20 protein-coding genes are annotated in these 23,646 nt (G+C 51.7%); 5 read left to right on the forward strand and 15 right to left on the reverse strand.

The genetic code is table 11. The features are described from left to right. Positions 1–63: 63 nt before the first annotated feature. On the reverse strand, positions 64–1,206 hold the full coding sequence (locus tag AC0LWM_RS05960; RefSeq protein WP_474673996.1) for a HupE/UreJ family protein: 1,143 nt from the start codon (positions 1,204–1,206) through the stop codon (positions 64–66). A gap of 184 nt (positions 1,207–1,390) precedes the next feature. On the opposite strand from AC0LWM_RS05960, the gene AC0LWM_RS05965 reads away from it, so the two are divergent. Next, positions 1,391–3,205: a glycerophosphoryl diester phosphodiesterase membrane domain-containing protein gene (locus tag AC0LWM_RS05965; protein ID WP_474673998.1), complete on the forward strand. Its 1,815-nt coding sequence runs from the start codon at positions 1,391–1,393 to the stop codon at positions 3,203–3,205. A gap of 22 nt (positions 3,206–3,227) precedes the next feature. Here the strand turns inward: AC0LWM_RS05965 and AC0LWM_RS05970 are convergent, their stop codons facing one another. Further along, positions 3,228–4,085 carry a hypothetical protein gene (locus AC0LWM_RS05970; protein WP_474674000.1) on the reverse strand — a complete coding sequence of 286 codons (858 nt, stop codon included), beginning with the start codon at positions 4,083–4,085 and terminating at the stop codon, positions 3,228–3,230. Between the two features lie 105 nt (positions 4,086–4,190). Between AC0LWM_RS05970 and AC0LWM_RS05975 the strand changes: the two genes are divergently transcribed. Further along, complete coding sequence (locus AC0LWM_RS05975) at positions 4,191–5,096, forward strand: AraC family transcriptional regulator (protein WP_474674001.1); 906 nt, start codon at positions 4,191–4,193, stop codon at positions 5,094–5,096. Positions 5,097–5,149: 53 nt separating this feature from the next. Here AC0LWM_RS05975 and AC0LWM_RS05980 read toward each other — a convergent pair whose 3' ends face one another. Then, a complete protein-coding gene (locus AC0LWM_RS05980; protein ID WP_474674002.1) occupies positions 5,150–5,788 on the reverse strand; it encodes a VC0807 family protein in 639 nt (212 codons plus the stop codon). A 151-nt stretch (positions 5,789–5,939) separates the two neighbouring features. Here AC0LWM_RS05980 and AC0LWM_RS05985 point away from each other — a divergent pair, with 151 nt between their 5' ends. Beyond that, positions 5,940–6,449, forward strand: a complete 510-nt coding sequence (locus AC0LWM_RS05985) for a GNAT family N-acetyltransferase (RefSeq protein ID WP_474674003.1) — start codon at positions 5,940–5,942, stop codon at positions 6,447–6,449. On the opposite strand, the gene AC0LWM_RS05990 is transcribed toward AC0LWM_RS05985, so the two are convergent. The 6 genes from AC0LWM_RS05990 to AC0LWM_RS06015 all read right to left on the reverse strand — a co-directional run bounded on the left by AC0LWM_RS05990 (position 6,443) and on the right by AC0LWM_RS06015 (position 12,407). Beyond that, positions 6,443–7,036 (reverse strand): TetR/AcrR family transcriptional regulator, encoded by a 594-nt coding sequence (locus AC0LWM_RS05990; RefSeq protein WP_474674004.1) that lies wholly within the window; start codon positions 7,034–7,036, stop codon positions 6,443–6,445. The two genes, AC0LWM_RS05985 and AC0LWM_RS05990, sit on opposite strands and share 7 nt — an antisense overlap. 154 nt (positions 7,037–7,190) lie before the next feature. Next, positions 7,191–8,048: a CPBP family intramembrane glutamic endopeptidase gene (locus AC0LWM_RS05995; RefSeq protein ID WP_474674005.1), complete on the reverse strand. Its 858-nt coding sequence runs from the start codon at positions 8,046–8,048 to the stop codon at positions 7,191–7,193. 1 nt (position 8,049) lies between these two features. Continuing rightward, complete coding sequence (locus AC0LWM_RS06000; protein ID WP_474674006.1) at positions 8,050–8,550, reverse strand: hypothetical protein; 501 nt, start codon at positions 8,548–8,550, stop codon at positions 8,050–8,052. Between the two features lie 13 nt (positions 8,551–8,563). Further along, positions 8,564–9,091, reverse strand: coding sequence for a CcdC protein domain-containing protein (locus tag AC0LWM_RS06005; protein ID WP_474674007.1), 528 nt, complete (start codon positions 9,089–9,091; stop codon positions 8,564–8,566). An 830-nt stretch (positions 9,092–9,921) separates the two neighbouring features. Next, entirely contained in the window at positions 9,922–11,787 is a 1,866-nt protein-coding gene (locus tag AC0LWM_RS06010; protein WP_474674008.1) for a cyclic nucleotide-binding domain-containing protein, read from the reverse strand. A 26-nt stretch (positions 11,788–11,813) separates the two neighbouring features. Beyond that, positions 11,814–12,407, reverse strand: a complete 594-nt coding sequence (locus tag AC0LWM_RS06015; protein ID WP_474674009.1) for a hypothetical protein — start codon at positions 12,405–12,407, stop codon at positions 11,814–11,816. A 243-nt stretch (positions 12,408–12,650) separates the two neighbouring features. On the opposite strand from AC0LWM_RS06015, the gene AC0LWM_RS06020 reads away from it, so the two are divergent. Further along, entirely contained in the window at positions 12,651–13,421 is a 771-nt protein-coding gene (locus AC0LWM_RS06020; protein ID WP_474674010.1) for a hypothetical protein, read from the forward strand. Positions 13,422–13,542: 121 nt separating this feature from the next. Here AC0LWM_RS06020 and AC0LWM_RS06025 read toward each other — a convergent pair whose 3' ends face one another. Next, positions 13,543–14,298 carry an SDR family NAD(P)-dependent oxidoreductase gene (locus AC0LWM_RS06025; protein WP_474674210.1) on the reverse strand — a complete coding sequence of 252 codons (756 nt, stop codon included), beginning with the start codon at positions 14,296–14,298 and terminating at the stop codon, positions 13,543–13,545. A gap of 6 nt (positions 14,299–14,304) precedes the next feature. Then, entirely contained in the window at positions 14,305–14,736 is a 432-nt protein-coding gene (locus AC0LWM_RS06030; RefSeq protein ID WP_474674011.1) for a MarR family winged helix-turn-helix transcriptional regulator, read from the reverse strand. A gap of 252 nt (positions 14,737–14,988) precedes the next feature. Here AC0LWM_RS06030 and AC0LWM_RS06035 point away from each other — a divergent pair, with 252 nt between their 5' ends. Beyond that, on the forward strand, positions 14,989–15,408 hold the full coding sequence (locus tag AC0LWM_RS06035; RefSeq protein WP_474674012.1) for a hypothetical protein: 420 nt from the start codon (positions 14,989–14,991) through the stop codon (positions 15,406–15,408). Between the two features lie 128 nt (positions 15,409–15,536). Here the strand turns inward: AC0LWM_RS06035 and AC0LWM_RS06040 are convergent, their stop codons facing one another. From AC0LWM_RS06040 to AC0LWM_RS06055, 4 genes are all read right to left on the reverse strand, one after another. Further along, entirely contained in the window at positions 15,537–16,772 is a 1,236-nt protein-coding gene (locus AC0LWM_RS06040) for a glycosyltransferase family 39 protein (RefSeq protein ID WP_474674013.1), read from the reverse strand. A gap of 31 nt (positions 16,773–16,803) precedes the next feature. Next, entirely contained in the window at positions 16,804–17,778 is a 975-nt protein-coding gene (locus AC0LWM_RS06045) for a polysaccharide deacetylase family protein (protein ID WP_474674014.1), read from the reverse strand. A gap of 22 nt (positions 17,779–17,800) precedes the next feature. Beyond that, on the reverse strand, positions 17,801–19,171 hold the full coding sequence (locus tag AC0LWM_RS06050) for an ArnT family glycosyltransferase (protein WP_474674015.1): 1,371 nt from the start codon (positions 19,169–19,171) through the stop codon (positions 17,801–17,803). A 196-nt stretch (positions 19,172–19,367) separates the two neighbouring features. Further along, positions 19,368–23,531 (reverse strand): Kelch repeat-containing protein, encoded by a 4,164-nt coding sequence (locus AC0LWM_RS06055; RefSeq protein ID WP_474674016.1) that lies wholly within the window; start codon positions 23,529–23,531, stop codon positions 19,368–19,370. Positions 23,532–23,646: the final 115 nt, after the last annotated feature.

Raw genomic sequence — 23,646 nt, forward strand, 5'->3', positions numbered from 1 at the left:
TTGTGTTAAGTCCATATCAGGTCAAAGTGAAATTTATGTAAACCTAACGTTGAAAGTAACACATTATGCCAATATTCTCTCGATAAACCAGAACAACCCGAAACAACCAATGATGCCCGAAGCGAAATGCGTCCATTGGATCTTAGTCGGAATGCGGCTTATTGCGCTTAGGAGAGGAATGCATATCGCAACAACAACGAGCTGGCCGATTTCGACACCCAGATTGAATGAAAACAGCGGAAGCGTCATATTTCCGGACAGCGTGCCCCGGAGCACCTCGGCGAAGCCAAAGCCGTGCACTAAGCCAAACAACAAAGTAACGACGACGCGCCTGCTCTCTTGTTTCCGCCAAATATTTTCAACCGCGATATACAAAATGCTAAGCGCAATGAGCGGCTCTACGATTTTGGGTGATAAATATGCGATCTCGAGTGATGACAACACTAGCGTGATACAGTGTCCTACCGTAAAAGCCGAAATTAGCGCAATAATATGCCGGGTATTTCGGTTCGAGGCGAGAAGCAAGCCAAAAACAAACAACATATGGTCCAGTCCCGACCAAATGTGCTTCATACCCATCACCGTGTAATTCCATATCGTTTCCGCCCAGCCGGACGATGCTTGGTCATTCGCATGATCCTTGTTTGATGTTGAGGCTGTCGACGGCCCATGGATCTGGATAATATAGTTTTGGCTGCCCAGCACCTGCTGGATCGTTTGGCCGCCAACATCGATCGTTGCAAAGTTGCTATGGTTCGGATCGATCCCGCTGTACCAAAAAAAGTTGTACTGCACAAGGTACGTTCCAACGGCGGAAGGAAAGGAATACGTAACGTCGATGCCGATCATATCTAAGCTTGCGCGTTTTTCGTGTTTCGCGCTTTGAATCGTGCCGGCAGCCAGCTTCCCGTCTCCCGTAACAATCAGGTTGTCGTCCACGACGCCGGCAATTTCATCGGTCGAACTGGACAATTCTTCATCGCTCAGCTTGCCGTCCCCGTCCTTGTCCACTGGCAAAATTTTGATAAGATCGTTTTCCGGGAAAGAAAGATGGTACTGTAACGCATCGCTCTCCACTTTGATATCCGAATATCCCGCTGCGGTGGCATGCGCCCATACCCGAATAGGCAGTATTCCAATGAATAACAGCGCTAGCGCAAACGACAAGATGACTCGATAACCGTTGATACCCATTCTTTGTTGCATACCGAAACCTCGCTCTTCCTTCTCATTTGATGTTCGGTTTCGTATTATAGGCCTTCTATATTCGGGCATCTTTAACCGAGTATTAAAACTATGTAAACCCTCTCCCTCCCCCACACTCGACAAAAACTCACACAAATCCAACAAACCCGTCGATCCAACCATTCCCATATGGTAGAATACCCCTATGAACAAACCAACCAAAACGCCTATTTACCGGCTCATCACCGATATATTCAGAACGCTCGCCTGGACCTGGCGGCCGGTATTCCTTTTCGAGCTGCTGTACAAAACCGCCACGTTATTTGTTTTCATACCGGCGATTTCGTTTATTTTCCACCGCGTTCTCCGCTTTGGCGGGTACGCAGGCGCGACGAATTACGAGCTGCTGCAATTCGTTTTCAGCAGATACGGATTCCTATGCATGCTCATTCTCGTGCCGGTGGCGACGGTGATGATCTTCCTGGAATTTGCGGTGCTGGTCGTCCTCTCGTATAACGGGCACCACAAGCGCAAGGTCAAGCTCATTCCGGCTTTTCTGCAATCGCTCGCTTATTTGCCGTCCCTGTTCAAATACGGCTTCCTCGGCTGGGCTCTATATTTACTGCTCGTGGTGCCGCTAATTAACGGCTTCGGCTCGTCGCTGCTGCCTTCTCTGGACATACCAACTTTCATTTCCGGAGAGCTGTTCAAAACCGGCAAAGGCACGCTGCTTTATTTGTCCGCGTTCGCCATTGTCGGTTTTTTGAATATCCGGTGGACGTTCCTGCTCCATGTCATCGTCATCGAAGGCATCAACAAGTTCCACATTGCAGCTAGAAGAAGCGCCGCCATTCTGAAAAAAAGCTTTTGGAAAATGACCGCTGTCCTTCTGAGCGTCTTTGTCTTGTTCGTCGTGATGATCGCGCTGCTGACCGCCATTCTGTTAGCCGTCGCGCTGTTGATTTACGCCATGCTGCCGGGTCAAGCCGATTGGTCCGAAGCCGCCGAGGCCTTTATCGTCAAAGGAGTCATTCTTGCTTTCTACCTTTCAACGCTTTTCATAACGCCGCTGTACATGACAACGCTGACGCGGCTGTACGTCGCCAAAGCCGATCCGCACCTTGCCGTTTTGCCCCTGCCCGAGCCGCACGATGCTTTAAGTTTCCGCAGCCAGGGCTTGCTGAGCAGGCACAAAGGGAAGCTGATAGCGCTCGTCGCCATTACGGCGGTCGCAACGGCGCTTGTCCTTATTCCCGCCGTCGGCAACGTGCAGCCGGAAGGCGCCAAACCGAAGGTTATGGCGCACCGCGGCTATATCGCCAAAGGAGCGGAGAACACGCTGGAGGCGGTTCAGGGAGCTATCGAGGCAAAGGCGGATTTTGCGGAAATCGACATTCTGGAAACGAAGGACGGGCAGCTTGCCGTCATCCACGACACCAACTTAAAAAGATTAGCGGGCGTGAATGCCGATGTGTATGATCTGACGATGGATGAATTGAGGAAGCTGACGATCGAACAAGGGGATTTCCGGGGCAAAATCGGCAGCTTGGACGATTTCATCAACGCCGCCAGAGGGAAAATCAAGCTGAATATCGAGCTCAAAACTCACGGACATGAACGCCGTCTCGTCGATAAATTCATTCAGACGATCCGAGAAAACAACTTCATCGACGAATGTGTCGTACAGTCGCTGGATTACGAAATCGTGCAGCAGGTTCGAACGAAAGAACCGCGGCTGCGCGTCGGCTATATCGTGTTTGCGGGAATCCCCGAGCTGGAGAAGATTCAAGCCGATTTTATCGTGATGGAGCAATATTGGGTAAGCGAATCGGTCGTTGCGGAGGCAAGGCGGTACGGAAAATCGATTTTTGTCTGGACGGTCAACGAAACGGCGGATATGGAGAAATTTTTCGGCATGGGCGTCGACGGGATCATTACCGACGACCCTGAAGAAGCCGGCCGCATCGCAAACGAGATGAAGGCCGGCATGTTATCCGGAACGTTCGATATCCGGTGGTAGAATGCGATTGGACGGCTGACGGTTAAGCTTTGCGCAGGATGAGCCACCAATGCGCGCTGTCGTAGCCATCCAGGCGGATTTCCGTTAGGCCGAGATCGGCTTCTTGAACCCACTGTCGCGTCAGCTCGATATAGGCGCTGTGGAACGAGGTGGAATATCCGATTTCCTCGTAACCTTCGAACGTACAGTTATCGAAAACCATGTAACCGCCCGGCTTCAGCAGCTTGGCGCACGTCTCGATAATGCGGATGAAATCGCCGTAGACGGCTTCTTTTAAATCGCCGCGTTCATGGTAAGCCATGACGGCCCTCAGCATCTGCGGCTCAATCGACCACCAGTCGCTGCCCACTGTATCGATGCCTTCTACGCCCGACAGGATCGTCTGCACGATATCGTTGACCGCATGGTGAAAGGCGACGACATCCACCGTACCTTCGGGCACATAGTCCAATATCCGGACGCCGTCGTCTTCAATAACCCGGACACCGATGTTCAATTCCTCCGTTTTGTCGATAAACCGCTCCGTCAGCGCTTTATTCAAATTGGCGGTGACATAGCTTGCGCTTTCGGAATAAGCGTCCAGCGCTTTCGGAACATGAGCGGTGTCGCCGGCGGCGATTTCGAATACTTCGGCATCGGCCGGAAGCTTCAGCTTGGCAAAAATCTGCTGCCAGGACACCATATAATAAAGCTGATACAGCTCGTAGCTTGCCGGCTTCGACAAATTCAGCGGAATTTGAATCACTTGCTCCAGCTGCCGTTCGATTTCATCGGCGCTCATTTCTTGCAGGCGCGCGACCGCATCGTCGGGAAAATCGCTCTTGAATGTTTCCTTTAACGTACCGGATGCGATTCGTTCGGCTAGTTCACGTAAATTCATGGTCATCACTCCATCCCTATTTTTCATCTACGCTACTATTGTACTAACCGGATACCGTCAAAAATGAATCGATCTTGCTCACAACACGAGGAGGCCGCGACGCCCATGAAGAATATATGGCTGGACAGCATAAAGACTGCAGTCGACTTTATCGAACGTAACGTTCACCGGAAAATTACGCTGGATGAAATCGCCGCCGAAGTCAACCTGTCGAAATATCATCTGCACCGGATCATGAGCGCGGCGGCGGAACGCCCCCTCATGGATTACGTCCGCGCGCGAAGGCTGGCTTCCAGCCTCGACCGGCTGTTGCATACCGGCATGACGATACTGGATATCGCCTTGGAATGCGGCTTTGATTTCGAACAATCTTATATTCATGCATTCACAAGCGAATTCGGCGTAACTCCTTTCAAATTCAAAAAAGGCAGCTACTCGGTTCGAATAACTCCCCCAATCGATATCTCGCAGCTGAAAGCTTTGGAGGACGGCATTATTTTTAAGCCTCACTATGTGGTGAAAACAGCTTTTATCGTGGCTGGCGTCCGCCATCGTTTTTCTCCGGAGGAGAATTATAACCACAATACGGCCAATGCGGCCGGGAACGACTTTTTTTACCATCGCCGCCATGAAATAAAAAACCCCGTACGCCCCGATACGTATATCGGGTTTACGAGGTGGATTCAAGGCGATCCGGGCTCCAATAGCTATATGCCCTCCATCGAGGTAACCGATGCGAGCCGGCTGCCGGAAGGGCTGAGCAGCGAAAAGGTCGCCCCTCACCGGTATGCCGTATTCCAATATATCGGCCGATTCCATCCGCGGGAGCTGACTTATCATCACCTGAAGGAGATTTGGGCCTACATCAATGAAACTTGGTTGAACGGCGCGGACCGCGAAATCGCGGACACGTTCTTCTTCGAGCGGATCGATATGGAACTTGCCTCGGAGAACTACTGCGAAGTGGAACTGTACATCCCCGTGAAGGATAAGCGGTTTATGCCGTCCTGATCCGCGCCTCGTTTATGCGTCCATCCTGCTGCAATCATGACGCACACTGTATGCTACGATTGCATTTGCGCAAATTTGCGCATGGCATGCTTGCGGTATAGGTACGTCCAGCCGATCGTGGCAACCAATATGCCGTAAAGCACGGGATTCGATAAGGCCAGGAATTGCTCCGTCGGCAGCTCCACGACCAGCACGGTACGAAGCGCGGATTCGCCAAGGAGCGCCGCCCCCCATACGACAGTCATGAACCGGAACACGAACCGGATGTACGGGTGGGTCCACCGTTCCTCATACGCAGCCACGCTCTTCTGGGGGACGAAGCGCCCGGCAAGATGGAAGATCAGCGGCCTTCGAAAGCTAAGCGACAGCAGGAACAGCGCCCCTACCGCCCCGGTCACGAACGATTCGCGAATGAGAATCAGCCTTTCGCTTCCGCCGAGCGCCGCAAGCCCTGCGGCCAAAGCGAACGTCCCGAGCATGATCGCTCCGAACGCATCCAGCTTGCGCCGCTTGAGGAAGCTGGCGATATTCTCGGTGAGCGGCAGCAGCGTAGCCAGAAGCAGCGCCGCCAGACTTGGCATATGCGGCTTGAGCAGCATGTACGCCCCATACGGCACGAAGCCGTTCCATACAATCGTAAACACAATCCCCATCGCGACCGACCGCCGCCGGGCATTCTCCTTGATCTTCACGTTCGATCCACTCCGCAGTTCAATGTTGTTGTTAACCCGTCAACCTGTCGCTTTTATGCGTGCTTGTCATATTTTCACTATCGTTAAACCGAATCTTCTTATGCTAAAATATTGGAATCCACACGAATAAGCTGAACAAGGAGAACTTTGTATGACCTCATACCGGTTTCTATCCATGGAAGAACAGTATGTCCCTGCCGTACTGGACATTTACAATTATTATGTCGAGCATTCGACCGCAACGTTCCATCTCCACCCGCTGACTGCCGACGAGATGCGCCAGATCGTGTTTTTTGACAATAGCCGCTACGAGGCATTCGTCATTCTGGACGAAGACACCGTGTGCGGCTATTGTATATTGCAGCCCTACCACAAACGCGAAGCTTACGCCCGGACGGCGGAAGTGGCGTTATACTTGCGGCACGATCTCACGAACCGGGGTCTTGGCGGCATCGCCTTCGACTATCTTGAATCGATTGCCCGGGAGCGCGGCATCCACGTACTGATCGCCAGCATCTGCGGCGAGAATATCGGAAGCATCAAGCTGTGCCAGAAAAAAGGCTACGTCCAGTGCGCTCACCTGCGCGAAGTCGGCGTTAAGTTCGGGCGGCTGCTCGATGTCGTCTACTATCAGAAAATGCTCGACTCCGGCAGCTATTGAAGCGTGCGGAAGATTAGGCGGAAAATATCCTCGAATTCGATCGCGCCGCCGACATCCTTGGCAATGACGTTGTGCACGCGCAATCCGTATGTGAATACCATGAAGATCGCGGCCATTTTCTGCGCGTCGACAGCAGGCGGAATCGCTCCCGCCTGCTGCCCCGTTTCAATCCATCTGCTCGCCGTCTGCAAGGAGAACTCGTAGACGTCTTTTAAGATCGTCGCGATTTTCGGATTGTCGATTTGGCTGAGCAAATACGTAAATATTTTATTGGAAACCTCTTGTTCATTCGTTCGATCCACCATGCCTTGGGATATCGTCCGGATCGGCTGCACGGCGTCTCCTGCGGCAGCTCCCGCGACAACCTCGTTGAACTTGCCGTTCATCACTTCCATCTTGGACTTCAAGATCAGCCCGAACAGCTCGTCCTTCCCTGATACATAATGATATATGGCGCCTTTCGATAAGCCGGATCGGTCGATGATGTCCTGCAGCGTCGTCTGGCGGCAGCCTTTCTCCGCAATCAATTGTTCCGCGGTTTCCAGTATGAGCTGGAAACTTGCGCTTCGGCTCCCCGAATCGGACATGGCTTATGCCTCCCTTTGGTTCATCGATTTCGTCGTCGATGGAGTTGTCTGAACAACATCATATTTATAGATCTAACCTTCTTCTCTCTATTGTATACCAACCGTCGGTATGGTCAAGCCCGTCAAGGATAACGGACTAGCGCCACTTTCTTATTTAGAAAAAAGTACGTGTTTCCCAGCGGGACTTAAGTGTTGCGGCCGGCGTCCACAATCCGTTTCTTCCGTAAACAAGATACGTGAACAGCAACAGCAGCGCGGCGAGCGTTAGCTTATAGGGCAGCTTGTCGCTCATCGACAATGAGTCACGGAGGATGAATAAAGAAGCGTCGCTCACGTTAAAGACAAGACCGTCCACATAATCGTAAATGCCGTGGGCGATAGCGGAAACAAACAGCGATCCCGACTTGATGTACATATACGCATACACGATGCCGCCGAGCACGATGCTAATTGCGTGGTATGTCTCGAATCCGCGGAACGGAAGATGTACGACGAAGAATAAGACCGACGAAATGAGGATCGCTTTGACGATGCCGTACCGGTGCAAATTGGCGAGCATATACCCGCGGGACAACGCTTCCTCCTGCATCGCGGCGAACACCCAAGCGATGAGAGCGAATAGCGCAAGCGAGATGTACGATGGCGTCAGAACCCTGTTCGCGTCGAAGCCGACGTTCAAGCCGCCGTTTCGATGCATCAGCCATAACGCGGTCAAAGCCGACACAGATGTAATGGCGAAAGCACCAAGCGAGAACAGGATATCTTTGCGGCGCAACCGCAGCGAGAACGCGCCGATCCGACCGCGGTCAATATAGCGGTAAACGGCCAGCGTCACCGTCGTGGCGACGACGCCGATCAGAATGTTCATCGCGGACTCGATCCCATAATGATCGAGAACGTAATCCAGCGACCCGGTAAGCACGACGGGCAGCATAATAAGCAGCAGGATGGCGATATTGCAGACGATCGCAACGGCGATTCGGCCAAAAGGCGATTTGATGCGCGGGTTCATTTTACAAAACTCTCCTTCTTCTGCGGTATTCGCCGCTTGCTGCGGCGAGCATTTGGTTCGGGTAACGAATCGTAAGCATGACGGCTTTGCCCAGCAAAATGCCTGCGATCGAATACAAGAACGGGACGTAGGCGTTGCTGCCGGTCAATTGCGTCGGGATGTCGAATAGTTCCATGATGCCGTATTTGACGCCAAAGCGGATCGGAACCGATGCCAGCCAGATAAGCAGCGTCAACCATGAGCCTGCAGACCACCAGATGCCGTTTTCCGAGTACACATGGATGAGGCGGCCCTGAATGAGTCCGACGACCGCGCCCAGCACTACGCAAATCGCAAGCGAGATCCCTTCGCCCACTTGGACGTTAGCCTGCTGAGAGGCATAAACGGCGAACAGCAGAAGCAGCAGCGGAAGCGTATAAGCGCTTCGTTTCAGCGGTTTGGCGACGAGCTGGCTGCGGATAATAATGAGCAGAATCAGTGCCCCAATAAGTAAATTCGTCATCGTTATAGCCTCCTTAAGCTTCAATCGCAACGGCGGCGGCGCGTTGTGCCGTCCGTTTGTATTGCAGGTACATGAATAAACGCCAAACGAAGGTATACACAATCAATACTGTGATATATTCGGCAAGCATCAGTTCGATATCCGGCCGGTGATTCGCGGTCAAAATCGGATGCTCGTGGAATACGCGGTCGCGGATCAAATAGCGGACATACGGAAAACCGAACAAGAAAACGTAGAATAGGACGTTCGACTTGAATTGGATTTTGCCGTCGGGCCTTTGAATAAACTTGGAAGTCAAAATGTAAGGTATGGACAGCCCGAGGCCGATTCCGATCGCCCATTCAAGCTGCTCCATCGTCGCCCGGCTGGCCATGCAATACACGATCCATGGCAGCGGCGCGAACATCAGCCAGTCGCCGAGCAAGATGCGAAGCCCCGTCCCTTTCACTTCCTTGCGCGTTTGCATGAATTGCTTGAGCGTCATCCAAATGATGAGCGCCCATACGCCATAACCGATCAAATCCCATTGTTGCTGTGTCATCGTTTCATCTCTCCTTGGTTTTGTTTTTTACCAACCGTCGTTTTTCGTTCATCAACGTATCGTTTCGTTTGCCAACAACCCGTTTCCCTCTTAAGCATACCGTCCATCTTCTTTGGCATACCGTCGGTCGGTTTATATGAATTTAGTATACATACCGTCGGTCGGTCTGTAAAGGGGGCGGGATAAATTTTTTAGCCGGCTCGAAGGGCGGTTGTTGCATACAATGCAGCATTTTCAAAAAGGAAGCTTTGGCTGGTGGGGTTCGTGGGGGGCATCGGGTTTACGAGGTTTACGAGGTTTACGAGGTTTGCGAGGTTTACGAGGTTTACGAGGTTTGCGAGGTTTGCGAGGTTTGCGAGGTTTGCGAGGTTTGCGAGGTTTGCGAGGTTTGCGAGAATTTCTTAGCCTTTAGCCAGTTTCTTTGCAATGTCCCTCTCTGGCTCCGGCGACATAATGAAGGACCTCCCCGGAGGTTTATCCTTGCAGTCATTCAGAAACTTTTGGCTGAAATTCAGCCGAAAGTTTCTGAAAATCCCTAAAATCCTCAAGCTCAATCAAGGATTCAGAAAAGATTTTCTGAAATACAGAAAATTTTGGCTAAAATCAGAAAATTTTTTCTGAATTCGGCTCAATAGCCCATTTTTCCGACGAAAGATAGAAAATTGTTTCTGAAATTAAGAAACTTTTTTCTGAATCGTCATGAGAACCTTCAAAATTAGCACAAGCCTGCGTCCGGGACGGCACGTCCACGCGTCCGGAACAGCAAGCGCAGCGGCGGTGAAGCCCCGGATAGCCACGGGGCGCGCGAGGCCCATTGGCCCTAGCGGGAGCTACCCGCTGTCCCCCTCCAGCAGCAGCGCCTGGCCGCAGCGGGGGCAATACGAGGCGCCGCGCGGCGAATAGGTGCCGCAAGCGGCACAGAGCAAATCGCCGCCCGGCTGCTCCGCATCCTCCTGCCGCAGCCTCATCTGCCGCGGCGGATTCAGCGCGGCCAGCGAGCGCCGCTCCTCGTCCGTGCCGCGCCGGATAAGCAGGAGCAGCAGCAGCAGCCCGCCGCAGCCGATTGCGCCCATCCACGCCAGCCTAACCCAGCCGCTCCAAGGCTGGAAGTCCCAGCAGGCGTGCAGCAGAATCGCCGCCAGCACCAGAGTCGCGGAAACGGCCCACTTGCGGATCCGTCCGCTTCCCGCAGCCTCCCCGCGTTTGCCGTGCACCGTCAGCCCGTACCATACGCCGGCAGCGGCGATCGCCGTCCATGTGCCGTGGCCGAACGGCGACAGCAGCGTGCGCGTCCATAACACCGCAAGCATTTGCCAAGCCGAGTTCTGTTCAAGGTGCATCCATCCGTAATAGGCGCTCTCCAGCGCAGCAAAGCCCATGCCGGCAGCCGCCCCGAATACGATGGCGTCCATCAGAAAGCGCATGCGCCGCACGCGAAGCAATGCGATAACAAACAACAGCTTCGATACTTCCTCTACAACGCCGATGACAAGAGGCACGGTAACGATCCGAAGCGATTCGGGAGATATGCCTCCGCCGACAAGCAGCCAGCGTTCCAGCACCCAGGCCAAAGGCACCGCGATTCCTCCCGAAACAATAAACGTTATGGCCAGCCTCCTCGCCTGAAAACCAAGAAGCTGCGCATCCCGAATAACGGAAACGAACGTAATCGGGCCAACCAAACCTCCAACGATCAGCGAAGCGGTAATGACCGCCGAATTTCCTTTCATCACAACGGCAAGCAAGCTCAGCAAAATAAATGCTCCCGCCGACAGCAGCAGCACATTCATCCATGAATCCCGCTTGCGCCCGGCTATCGGCGCTTGCTTCACCGCCGCCGCCTCCATCCCGCCAACGGTAGCGATATTTTCGTCTGCAGCCACTCCGCTTGCATCGGTAACGGCCAAGTCGGGTCTCCGGATGCGCATGACTTCGGCAAACTGCTGTTTGACCGGCGGGTAATACGCCAGGATCGAATGAAACTCATCCTCCGCCATAAGCAGAAGCTCCCCGTCGGTTGCCGCGACGATCGTCTGCTCCTCCGCCACGCCGGTCAGCAGGGATACTTCGCCGAAAAAATCACCCTTGCGCAGCAAGGCGGAACGCTTGTCCTCTCGGAACACTTCAAACCGGCCGTCCAGTACCATGTAAAAAACACTCGACGATTCGCCGGCCCGTATAATCGTTTCCCCGGCTGCAACTTGATCCCGCACCGAAATTTCCGCGAGCCCCCGAAGCTCCGATTCCGGGATGGCCGACCAGATGGAGGCCTTCTGCAGCAAAGCATGAATCATGCGAATTTCCGCCGTATAAGATAAGCTTTCGTAAAATAACGGACTTATTGCCGACAACCTCGCAAATGCGTCGCGGTCGATGCGCAGCGCCCTCACTTCCGATGCGGCTTGCACGCTTGCGCTTCGCCGATCGTTCCGCAATAACGCCATTTCGCCGACAAGCTCCCCGGCCGCAAGCTCCGTAAGCAGCACCTGCTCCCCGACCAGGTTGCGGGAGCTGACCTGCACTTTGCCCTCAAGCAGCAGGAAGCATTCTTCGGCAAACTCGCCCTCTCGCATGAGCCATGTCTTCGGAGCAAAAAAAGCCGGTTTCAGCAAACCGGCCGCTTCCTGCAATTGCTCCCGCGGCACGCCATGGAACAACGGGTGGTTCAGAAAATATTCATAAGTGGATACGGACATCGCATGACGCTCCATCTAGAACCGAATTATCGCATATTGCCGATGATCGACGAGCGGGAATCTTGCATTTTCTTAATGAAATTGGTCATGACATCGAACGCTTCGTTCCGTTTGTTGGACAAGCTCTGCAATCGAAGCATGTCCATCTGTTGATTGCTGGAAATGCCGTCGATCTTCGTTTTCAGCTCCGTCATCAGGCTTGTCCATTCCTCGCCCTTCAAAACTTCGGCCGCAGGCAATTTAACGCCGGCATTCGTCAATTCGAGACGCAATTCCGCGGGCAGCGCCGCAGAGCCATTCCCCGGCCGAAGCTGCTGAAGCCTTCCGAGAAGCGTACTCAGCTTGCTGATCATCTCGTTGCGCGCTTGAACCTGATTGATTTGATCTCTCAGCTGTTGATCAAGTAGATTCGCCCTATTGCTCTGAACGGCCATTAACGCCGTCTCCAGGTCCATGCCCTGGATATTCGACATGTCGAATCCGATGGCATTGCTTGTCGCGGACGCGCCGATCGCCTGCCGGATCGAATCCGAAGCTTGATCGTTCAGCATAATGCCGATACCGCCGGCAATGCCCAATATAAATCCAGCCAATGTCAATAACGCTTTTACCCGAAACATAAGTTCAACCACTCCCACTTGGAAATAATAACTATTTTTAATTATAGTCGAACTGCACGCTTTTTGGAATCATTTGTAGAGACAAACCTAACGAAGTCGAATCCTCTTGATAACCCTCTCTCATTCAGCAAACTTTCAGTTTGTCTTCATCGTTCTTTAAGCAATCTTTCACCTTCGTTTAAGGAGCGGGGTCAATAATGGGCTTGTGCGATGCACACAAAGATCCGAAACGGAGGAATGTAGATGAACAAATTAGCAAAAGCCCTTGGAATTACAACCGCACTTGCGGTAATGATCCCGCTCGGCGCTTACGCTGCCAGCAGCACGACGGGTTCTTCGGCCGGGGACGCAAAACAGCAAACGATAATTCAAGAAAAAGGCAAACACGGTATGTTCGGACATAAAGAAGCCGTCAGCCAAGAGGTGCTCGACTTGCTGAAGCTGGACCGGAAGACGCTGCAAGAGAAGCTGTCGTCCGGCAAAACGTTGGCGCAAGTTGCAGAGGAGCAGGGCGTTTCACGCGACAAGCTGAAGCAAACGTTAACCAATGCGTTTAACAAAACACTGGACGAGCAAAAAAAACAATTCGCCAGCAACTTGGACAACATGGTTGACGGGAAGTTCGAGAAAGGCGACAAATTCGGCTTCGGCATGAAACAAGACTTGACCGAGGCAGCCAAGCTGCTTGGCCTTACGGCCGATGAGCTGAAAACGAAGCTCTCTTCCGGCAAATCGCTGGCCGATATCGCCAAAGAGAAAAACGTCGACGTTCAGAAGTTGATCGATGCGCAGAAAACAGCGATGATCAGCAACATCGATCAAGCGGTCAAAGACGGCAACATGACGCAGGAGCAAGCCGATAAGCTCAAAGCCGATGCTGTCAATATCGCGGAGAAAATGGTGAACGGCAAAGGCTTTAAACACGTCGAACGCGGCGAGCGCGGCCGCAAGTTTGAGCGTGCGGAAAAGCAAGAAGAAAAACAATCTACACAGACGACAGAGACTCAATCTTAAGGAAAAGAAATTAGGTTAGACACATACGAAACGTGAAAAAGGGCCTTGCCTCTGTCGGATAGACAGAAGCAAAGCCCTTTTCCTTGCCCCATTTATAGCCTGAACTTACCGGGATGTTGGATTACAGCGTCAGACCGCCGTCGACGGTGACGATGGAGCCGGTCATATAGCTGGAACCCGGCGATGCCAGGAACGCGACTACGTTCGCGATTTCGTCTGCATCCGCCATACGGCCCATGCGCGGAAATTGGATTTCCGGCACGTTACCCGTTTCCTTGACGTTCTGCTCGAAACCGGCAACGAGGTTCGTCATGACGCCGCCCGGACATACCGCGTTGACGCGGATCCCTTTTTTGGCATATTCGATCGCTGCGCCTTTGGTCAAACCGACAACGCCATGCTTCGTCGCGGAATATACCGACACGCTGTGCTCGCTTTTTAGTCCTGCGGTGGAAGCCGTATTGATGATCGATCCGGAGCCTTGCGCTTCCATCACTTTCAGCACATATTTCAGGCCAAGGAATACGCCTTTCAGGTTAACCGCAACGACACGATCGAATTCGTCCTCCGGAATGTCGGACAGCAGATAAGGTTTTTGAATAATACCGGCATTATTGAAAAATACATCGATCCGGCCGAATGCTTCGACCGCTTTGTTCACGTAGTTCTGCACGTCGGCGCTCACCGATACGTTCGCTTGGACGAAAATCGCTTCCACGCCTTTTCCCTTTACCAATTCAAGCGTCTCCGCACCCGATTTCTCGTTGAAATCGACAAGCACCAAGTTCATTCCCGCTTCGGCCAGCTTCAAGCTGGTTGCGCGTCCCATTCCGCTGCCCGCTCCCGTAATGACTGCCGTTTGCACTGTTTGTGTCATCATCGTTCACTCCTTAGGTTGTTCGATTAGATTCTGGAACATACGTTTATTGAAATTTAGCAGTTGGCTTAGTTCATCCTGAGTAAAACCGCTCCATAACGTGTCCGTTAAGGTCGCGTATTTGTCGTTTGTCTTCTCGAGCACCTCGTTGCCCTTGGCCGTGATTTGCAGCATGGTCACCCGGCGGTCGTGCTCCGGAATGTTACGCTCGATATACCCTTTGCGCACGAGCTTTCCCGCCAGATTCGTAATCGCAGGCAGGCTAATTTCCAGCAGCTCCGCAAGCTCCGAGCTTTTCTTCGGCCCTTCCGTCTGCAGCAATTGCATCATATAGACTTGCGATCCCGACAAATCGCTATCAAGTATTTTGCCGTATGCGACGACGAATTTGTAGGACATCGCCGATAGCAGCTTGGCTAATTCTTCTTTCTCCTTCATAGGCTCCAAGCACCACCTCGCTGTATTTTTAGTTCAAAATATTAATAGTTAAAAGTATTAACAATTAGATCATACTGCTGTGCGCCATCGATGTCAACCGCCCTCCATCCGTCAAAAATAGGGAAGACCGACGGCCATCGACAAAATTTTAGTTTATTTTCAGCTTTCTTTAAGGTTCGGTTTATCTAAATTTGATGAAAAAGGGCAATACTGGTAGAGGCGAATCTCACACCCTACACAGGAGGTTACACAATGAACAAGTTTGTAAAAGCGCTTGGCCTAACGACCGCGTTAGCCGTCATGATCCCGATTGGCGCTAGTGCCGCTTCGGTGGGAGGCATCCAATCGGAGCATCCGGGTTACATGGACAAAGGCCGCCATGGCGGGTATAAAAGAGGCATCGGCGATGACGTGCTGAAGGTGCTTAAGCTCGATGAAGCAACGCTGCAGCAGAAGCTGCAATCCGGCAAAACACTGGCGCAAATCGCCACGGAGCAAGGCGTTTCGCGCGATAGCCTGAAGCAGGCGATGACGGCGTCGTTCAACAAAAGAATGGATGAGCGCAAAAAGCAGTTTAGCGAGCATCTGGATCAAATTATCGACTCCAAGCACCAAGGAAAACTTCGGATGCGCAGAAGTGAAGGCTCCGGCGTTTCACAAGGCGCGCAATAAGGCAAGCCGATTCAAACGGCTGACCCGATCAAATGCAATAGCTCTTCCCGGCTGCCGGTAGCAACGCGGGGAGGGCTATTTTTGCATAGGATTCGAAATCTCAAATAAAAATAGAAGCCTAGTGGCTTCTACTTCGATAAGGGTATTTTTTTACCTATAAACTTGTTTAATTCCATTTTGGTTATTTTCATCAGTAACCCTATTAGGTACCCTGCCCCAAGTATGAAAAATGGAATACTGGAGTAGAAATATCTTGGTGTAGGAGCAAATGGCAAATAAATCACAAAACTAATTAGCGCTAATGCGACTATAAGAACCATTAAAGACCTTTTTTTCTCCTTACTTAATAACATAAAAATTAGTCCGATTGCCCCAAAGAAAATAATAGCATAGTGGAGTATTTTTGAAATCGTATTTCTAGAAATATAATGATTCCCGGGCCAAATATCTTTTATAAGGTACCATGTTTTTCCCCATGTATACCAGCCTGCATAATATAGCGGTTGACTTTTAAAACCTTCAATAATTCGTGAAAGTGCTCTTTCCCCCATTTCCGCCGGCGCAATACTTACATTAATTTTTGGATTCGAGTTATATGGAAACGTCCCCCATAATAACGGATTACCACCTTGCTCCGCAAGAAGAACAACCTTGTTAAGCGTTATATAATTACGTATCCACCACGGGGACATAACCACAATAAATCCAATGATAAACATGGATATTCGTTTCATGAAAACGTGTTTTCCCTTTGCTTTATAAACCACCCAACTATAAACAAAATATATGATAATAAATGGAAATATCGCCGGTCTAATAAGAACAACAACTCCAAATACGAATCCCAATACTAGATGTTGAATGGAGCTTTCTTTTCTAAAAACAATAAGCAACATATATGTAAATAACATGAATATAAATTCATATAGCGACTCAGTTAATAAAAATGAAGGAGATAAAATAAAAGTAGGATGGAATAAATAAACTGACATCGCGATAATTGACACGGTGACCTTTGAAAATAACTGTTCAGATATGAAATACAGAACCAATGCGCTCAGTATTTGAAGTAATAATTGTATAATTTGAATTTCAAATATTGGGGCAGAATCATGATAGCCAAATAAAAGATAGATACTGGATAAGAATAATGGGTATCCCGGAGTGGTAAATGCATTTGGTTCCTTGGAATAAGAATAAGGGGCATATCCAAAAGTTCCTGTTTCAATGAGTTGTCGTACCATCTTATCATATCCAATTTCATCTCCCGCTAGTTCCTTATTCCAATCCATAGCGTAAATTCTTAATATTATCCCTAAAATTAACAGGATAGCAACGCTGCATACAGTAATCTTTTTTTTCATTCCCTTGTTTCTCCATATAATCAACTGCAGCTTAATGTTTTGTTTTATCGTTAGACTCCGCTTCGGCAGCCGTTTTTTTCAATGATTCGATCAATTTGGCCGGAGTTATGTTTTGGTTGCCTGCGTTAATACGGTAGCCCACCTTCTGTTCCCTTGTGTTAATGCCCGGCCTGATCGTCAGGAATAACTCGATTCCCGCCTCCTTCGCTGCCTGAAGCACTTCCTTGTTATAGACGCCGTACGGAAAAGCAAGCACGCCGTACGTGTTGCCAAGCTGCTCCCGGAGCAGCTTCTCCGCCTCCCGGAGGTCGGTCGAGATCCGCCGGATGTATTCGTCCGTCCGTTCGCCCCGTTTCTCCCGCTCCATATAAATTTTGCTCGCCAGCATCGGCCGGGTATGTCCCTGCGCGTCAATCGCCGCGTATTGATGGGAATCGAACGTATGGTTCATGAACCGGTGGCCGTTCTGCATCATTTCGCGCATCTGATCCCAAGTCAGCTTTTTATAGCCGTGATGTTTGTCGTTTTCGATCGTACCCGCCATAATAAAATCGGTTGCCGTGACCTTGTGCTTCGTTAAGACGGGATACGCCAATTCATAGAAACTGGCATATCCGTCGTCGAAGGTCAGCAGCACGGCATTGTCGGGCACCGGCTTGCCGCGAAGCATAAAATCGGCGTATTGGTCCATCGTAATGATGTTGAAGCCGTTCTCCAGCATCGCATCCAGCTGGTCGTCGAGCAGCTGCGGCGTAATGATGGACTTGTTCGGCGGCTTTAGCTCCAAATGATGATACATGAGTACGTTCACCTTATTGCTGTAATACACCGGCTTTTCGGGCCGCTCGATCGGTACCGGCTGCGGCGCCGGCGCAGGCATTGCGCCTGGGTTCGGCGCCTTCTGCTGCTTCAGGAAGCCAATCGCTCCGAACAACAGCGCAACCAGCACGACAGTCACCGCACCGATCGCAATAATAACGGGCATCAAGCCTCGCAGACGTGCCATCTCGCCACCTCCCGGATGTATGTCATGTTGCATGGTTCCGCTCCTTCGCGGCTGTATCTGTACCCGGCTCCACACCATCGTCAACTTCGGCTGCTGCCGCGACTAGACTTGCGCTTGCATCAGCCGACTCAGGCAAGCTCGCTCCTAGCTCCGCTCCGCCGCCGACTGCGAGATCAGCCGCTTCGGAATGCTTCGCTTCGTATTCGCGCATTTTGTTGAAAACCCATCGTCCCGCCCGCACCGCGACCCAGCAAGACATTATGACGATCAGCGGCATCATGACGAAGTTGTAGCGGTATTCCGGCACGAACAGAAGCCGAATCATCGACATGACGGTAATGATGACGGCAAGTACGGTAAGCGGCTGACGCCAGCGGCGGTAAACCAAGATCAGTCCAAGCAGCCCGCTCCATATGATCATCGTATGAAATTGATGGCCGAGCGGAATCACTTTAAACATCGGCTTATGGCCACTGCCAAAAAACATTCTCGAATACGTATAATCGAGCTTGCCGATCGTATACCATTTGACGAACGTCCACGTATGTTCGGTAAAACCTACCTTCAATCGCTCCATCGCCACTTGATCCTGCGTTTTCCCTTTGCGATCGACAAGGCCGTCGTCATAGTTTTTATCAGGATATGTACCTGCCGCAAACGGGTTGGTCTGCGTAGCGGTGAGGACAACTTCGTTCAATGTCACAAGGTTGCGTATCCACCACGGCGACATGACGATGGCGATGCCGAGCAAGCTGCACAGCAGCAGCTTGAACGATTCAAGCCTGCGGTGCCATAACCAGTGGAACACATAAACCGGCACGACGACCGGCAGAAATTCCGGGCGGATGAGCGCGGTCGCACCAAGCAGCGCACCAGCGATTAGCGCATCCCACCGCTTCTTCGTCTCCAAGGCGCGAAGCTGCCAGTATAAGTATGCCAGAAAGCAGAAATTGGCCGGTACTTCGGTAAGAATGGCTCCATTCGCCCATGTGAACGGGGGATAGATGGCCGCGACGAACGCGGCGGTCACGCCGACCCATATGCCCGCCAGCTTGCGCGCGATGCGATAAATCAAATAAAGGCTGATTAAACTTAAGGCCACGTTAAGATATCGGATATACGGGAACGGATCGTTGTTCTTGTAGTCGACGATTTTGTATACAGCGGCCATAATTAAAGGAAACCCCGGAGTTACGCGTGCGTTCGATACTTCCTCTTTATACGCATACACGCCTTTCTCCAGCATGCGCTTCGTCATCTCGTCGTAATATTTGCTGTCATGAGATACGTTATGCGACACCGATCCGATAAAGTTGATTCGCAGAAATGCAGCGATAATAAAAATGCATGCCAATGCGATCATCACGATCTGATTTTTTCCTAGTACTTTCATTTCGATAAACAACCTCCTCCATACTTGACTACAGTATAGAAGAGACTCCTTAACGGTTTAGTTGCCAATCGCTTAACGACCGCTGAAGCTTTTCTTAACAAAAGTTAAGAATTATTCAGATCGTCGCCATCGTCTTCAAAAAAATAAGGAAGCCCGTACCTCTCCGGTACGAGCTTCCAATGTTGCTTCCTTCGTATTAATGATCTACGGACGCCTCCACGATATCGGCCAACGCCCAGTATGTCGCAGGAACGTCTTTCCACGGTGATTCGGGAGCTTCCGCAGACGGAACCCGTCCAAGCACCTTGTTGATGATCGTCACCGCTTCGGCACGCGTCAGCGGTTGATCGGGCCGGAATGTCCCGTCCTCGTAACCGGTAATGATTCCCGCTGCTTGCGCCTTGACGACGTATTCCTTGGCCCAATGGCCCGCAATATCCGTAAAGCCTGCTCCAGCCGGCTTATCATCGCTTATAAGCAGCGAGATAAGCTTAGCCATCTCGGCGCGGGTTATCGATTGCTGCCCGCCAAAAGCTCCGCCGGGATAACCTTGCATCAAGCCCATAGCAGTTGCTTGGTAAATTGCGTCTTTGGCCCAGTACGTTTCCGTCACGTCGCTGTAGGATACATCTGCGGCAACAGTATCTTTTTTGACGACTCTCGACAAGATCGCCGCCATTTCCGCACGGGAAATGTTGTTGTCCGGTTTAAAGCTGCCGTCTTTATAACCTTTGATGTACGCTTTATGCTGTTCGGCCGGCATACGCACGAGTGTAAATGTGCTGAATTTATGGACCGTAAATTGAAGCCCCCTAACGCCTTTATCGTTATACGATACAAGAACGCCCTTCAGCAGCTCCTTCGTCCCGTCGCTATGCTCGATATAGATTGCTAAGCTATTCATTTCCGCTTCCGTTAATTTGTCCCCTACAATCGGCATAACCAATGTAACTTCGCGGTTTTGCATGTTCGTTTCGATCGTCATCGGACGGCCGATTGCCCTTACCTCTTGATCGCCCACCACCACTTTGACGACCACCTCTTGGTTGGCGCGCTCTTCGATCTCCTGTTTCTTCGATTCTTCTTTCACCGGGACGAACCGGAAATACAAGTCCTCTGTGAAGCCGCGCAGCGATTCGTTCGGAATCCGCACCTTCACATTGTCCGTTACGATGCCCAAGTCAATGCTCGCCCCGGACACAATGCCAACCGAGTCTTTCGGCATCGTAACGTTCAGCTCGGATACCTCGTCCTTCGAATCCGGTATAACGATGCTTGCCGACGATGAACCGGCCGAAACGATGCTGTCGACCGTTTTTTTCGCTTGCTCTGGCGTGAATTTGACAGCGTCTTTTTTCGTGCCGTCCTGTTTCTTCGTCCGCTCGATCACAGCCTTAGCGACAACGCCTCCGGATGCGGATCCGGAATCCTCGACATCAACCGTGATGACTTCCACGGGCGATGGCGCAGGAGCAGGCGTACGATTCGTTGACCCGTTGCCGGTATCCGGATTGCTCGGCCAAGAAGGCGAGCCAGGACTGCTCGGCGTAACGGCCGACGATGGAGCGGAAGGCGCCGACGTTCCTGCCGCATTCGTTGCCGTCACGGTGAACGTATAGGCCGTCCCGTTGGAAAGGCCCGTCACGGTGATCGGACTGCCGTTCCCCGTAGCCGTCATTCCGCCGGGATAAGCAGTTACGGTGTAGCCGGTGATCGGGCTGGTGCCGCTACTGATCGGCGGGGTGAAGCTGACGGTTGCTTGTCCGTTCCCGGCCACCGCCGTAACGTCCGTCGGGGAGCTTGGCGCCGAAGCCCGGGTAATCACAACCGTATACGTGAGCTCGTCGCCATTTTGCGCTTTGACGACAATCGTAATCGTGTTGGTACCCGGTACGAGCCGCAAGTCCGTCAACATGTCTCCCGAATCCACCGGATTGCCGTTCACTGTCATTTCCGCATAGTCGCTCTGTGTTACCCCTTTTAGATTCACCGTTGTTACGCTGCCGGGAACGATTGCGGTATAGTTGTTCGTCTCTGCTGCGAACGTCGGCTGTAGCAAAATCGGCGTACCGCTGCCGTCCGTCAGTTCCAGATTGCTAAGCCTTGCTTCGGCGCTTTCGATGACCGTGACCACAACTCCGGTGGAGTCGGCCCCTGCATTGTACGATTCGCTGCCGCTATACGTTGCCGTGAACGAGTGGCTGCCAAGCTCAAGATCGGATACGGTCAGCGAAGCTTCGCCTTCCTCAAGGACTACCGGTTCGCCAATCTGTGATCCATTGACCATGAACGTAACCGTGCCGCTTGGGATGCCGCTGCCGGGAGGCACTGCTTCAACCGTCGCGGACAGCACGGTTTGCTCGCCGTAGACGAGGTTCGTTTTTGACGCCTCGACCTCAACCTTCACGTTTGCTTCGTTGACGGTCAAGGTTACGGAGCCGGTGTCATTGCCTGAATGATAACCCCCGGCTGCGAGGTTCCCCGAATATTCCGCCGCAATAGGATGCGAACCGACTGGAAGAACCTTTGTTTTCCAAATCGCTTTGAAAGATTGATCAAGCTGCACTTCTACCGGAGCTTCGCCGAGCACTGTGCTGCCTTCCTTAAATTGCACCGTGCCGGTTGGCGCTCCTCCGGCGGTCGATTCCGGGCTCACGTCCAATGTGAACTGCACTTCTTGCCCGTATACCGAGTCCGTCACCGAGGAAGTGAGCGTTAATGTCGAATCAATGTATTTGTACACTTTCACGTCAATCGGATTGGAAGTGCCCACAGCGTAGTTTGTATCGCCGCTATATTCTACGGTAATATGCATAGTATCGTAATGGGTTGGCTCCTGAAAATTAGCCATGGTCAGCGATGCCTGACCGTTCTCATCAAGTTGCACCGTGTCGAGTACCGTCTCACCCGCCTTGAAGGTTACGTTGCCTGTAGGCGTATCGTCTCCACCCGACACTAACGCCGTTACCGTCACTTCACTGTCACTGCCATATATAATCGCGCCTTTTGAAACATTCGCCTCAACGGTAACGCCTTTTTTCAATCGCGTAACAGACTTAATATCTCCGTAGGAAGTGCCGACAGCATTGCTTGCATAAGCTCTAGCTACGTAATCGGTACCCCGTTCAAGTGGGCCGATGTTTACCTCGAATGAACTGGCTCCGCTTCCAAGCTGCTTTCTTGTCCAGTCAGCATCCCCGACTTTTTGATATTCAACGCCTCTATCCGTAATCATAAGCCCACCGTCGTTATTCACTTGGGCAGTCACTTTAGCCATTTTGTCCACTTCGGACACGCTAATATCGTTCGTGCTTACACCCGGCTTCAAACCCAAATCAAATCCCCATGTATAGTTTGGTAAAGTTTGAATGTCTGGTATAAAACCTCCGAACATGATCATCTTTCTTCCGTCATAAGTAAGAGTATTATGCGCACGAGCGCCCGGGGTTCTAGTAGCCGTAGATTTAGACCATTGCTTTGCCGCCGGGTCGAATACCCAGGTTTCATCGCTGATCCGGGCTAGACTGGACTCCCCGCCGAACAACACGACGCGGCCCTCATTGTTATAATTCATGCCAAAGGCTACTAAAACCGGGGGAGATACAGCCGTTGTTATTTGCTCCCATTCGAATGTAGTTCCATTCCACCTCCATGTATCGTTCAGCAGCGATGCGCCCGGTTGCTTTATGCCCCCGAACAGCACGGCCCCGCCGGTGCCATCATACGAAAAACCGCCAAACTCACGTGCTCCCGGCTTCTCGCTTGGCGTCCGCTCTGTCCAATTCGTACCATCCCAAGTCCACGTATCGTTCAATGAACCTGAGTTTGTTCCGCCCCCGAACAAGACAACTTGCTTCCCATCCCAAGCCATCTGCAGGGTAGTTCTTGCAGGAGGCGATAAGCCGGGAGTAACTTTCGTCCAATCCGATCCGTTCCAGATCCAGGTATCGTTTAGAAGAGAACCGCTGTCTCCGCCAAAAAGGACAATGTTATTATGCTTCGGATCGTAGACCATTCCTGCGCCGCTCCGTTGAGTCGGAATATGGGCTGGGGTTTGTTTCGTCCAAGTATTCGTCTTACCGTCCCAAATCCACGTATCATTTAATTTTGAGCCAACGTGTCCGCCAAAAAGCAGCACTTTATCTTGTACAGGATCATACGCCACACTCGGCGCCGTTCGTCCGCTTGGCCCGCCACCAACCGGGTTCAAGTCATACCAAGTCATTTGGTCCTCATAACGAGGAGCTGCATCCGCTTCCGCAACGCCGCCCGGCAATAGAAAAAGCACTTGGGCCATGAGGCACGCGATCAGCAATGAACTGACCCACTTCATATCCTTCTTCCTACGTTTCGCCAACATCCAATTCCAACCTCCGATTTCATTCTTGATGATGAATGTGAATGGGACTATCGTACGATATCGGACCTTAAAAAAACCTTAAAAACGACAAAAACCGAGCTCCGCCGCTGCGACG

The organism is Paenibacillus sp. sgz302148, from assembly GCF_056120465.1.

What these genes read in the sequence shown, in the direction of transcription:
- AC0LWM_RS06010 (WP_474674008.1), bottom strand. Translation starts at nt 11,787, where the DNA reads ATGTCCGTATCCACTTATGAATATTTTCTGAACCACCCGTTGTTCCAT.
- AC0LWM_RS06000 (WP_474674006.1), bottom strand. Translation starts at nt 8,550, where the DNA reads ATGACGAATTTACTTATTGGGGCACTGATTCTGCTCATTATTATCCGC.
- AC0LWM_RS06055 (WP_474674016.1), bottom strand. Translation starts at nt 23,531, where the DNA reads ATGTTGGCGAAACGTAGGAAGAAGGATATGAAGTGGGTCAGTTCATTG.
- AC0LWM_RS05970 (WP_474674000.1), bottom strand. Translation starts at nt 4,085, where the DNA reads ATGAATTTACGTGAACTAGCCGAACGAATCGCATCCGGTACGTTAAAG.
- AC0LWM_RS05975 (WP_474674001.1), top strand. Translation starts at nt 4,191, where the DNA reads ATGAAGAATATATGGCTGGACAGCATAAAGACTGCAGTCGACTTTATC.
- AC0LWM_RS06015 (WP_474674009.1), bottom strand. Translation starts at nt 12,407, where the DNA reads ATGTTTCGGGTAAAAGCGTTATTGACATTGGCTGGATTTATATTGGGC.
- AC0LWM_RS06020 (WP_474674010.1), top strand. Translation starts at nt 12,651, where the DNA reads ATGAACAAATTAGCAAAAGCCCTTGGAATTACAACCGCACTTGCGGTA.
- AC0LWM_RS06005 (WP_474674007.1), bottom strand. Translation starts at nt 9,091, where the DNA reads ATGACACAGCAACAATGGGATTTGATCGGTTATGGCGTATGGGCGCTC.
- AC0LWM_RS05995 (WP_474674005.1), bottom strand. Translation starts at nt 8,048, where the DNA reads ATGAACCCGCGCATCAAATCGCCTTTTGGCCGAATCGCCGTTGCGATC.
- AC0LWM_RS06050 (WP_474674015.1), bottom strand. Translation starts at nt 19,171, where the DNA reads ATGAAAGTACTAGGAAAAAATCAGATCGTGATGATCGCATTGGCATGC.
- AC0LWM_RS05965 (WP_474673998.1), top strand. Translation starts at nt 1,391, where the DNA reads ATGAACAAACCAACCAAAACGCCTATTTACCGGCTCATCACCGATATA.
- AC0LWM_RS06030 (WP_474674011.1), bottom strand. Translation starts at nt 14,736, where the DNA reads ATGAAGGAGAAAGAAGAATTAGCCAAGCTGCTATCGGCGATGTCCTAC.
- AC0LWM_RS06025 (WP_474674210.1), bottom strand. Translation starts at nt 14,298, where the DNA reads ATGACACAAACAGTGCAAACGGCAGTCATTACGGGAGCGGGCAGCGGA.
- AC0LWM_RS05990 (WP_474674004.1), bottom strand. Translation starts at nt 7,036, where the DNA reads ATGTCCGATTCGGGGAGCCGAAGCGCAAGTTTCCAGCTCATACTGGAA.
- AC0LWM_RS06040 (WP_474674013.1), bottom strand. Translation starts at nt 16,772, where the DNA reads ATGAAAAAAAAGATTACTGTATGCAGCGTTGCTATCCTGTTAATTTTA.
- AC0LWM_RS06035 (WP_474674012.1), top strand. Translation starts at nt 14,989, where the DNA reads ATGAACAAGTTTGTAAAAGCGCTTGGCCTAACGACCGCGTTAGCCGTC.
- AC0LWM_RS06045 (WP_474674014.1), bottom strand. Translation starts at nt 17,778, where the DNA reads ATGGCACGTCTGCGAGGCTTGATGCCCGTTATTATTGCGATCGGTGCG.
- AC0LWM_RS05960 (WP_474673996.1), bottom strand. Translation starts at nt 1,206, where the DNA reads ATGCAACAAAGAATGGGTATCAACGGTTATCGAGTCATCTTGTCGTTT.
- AC0LWM_RS05985 (WP_474674003.1), top strand. Translation starts at nt 5,940, where the DNA reads ATGACCTCATACCGGTTTCTATCCATGGAAGAACAGTATGTCCCTGCC.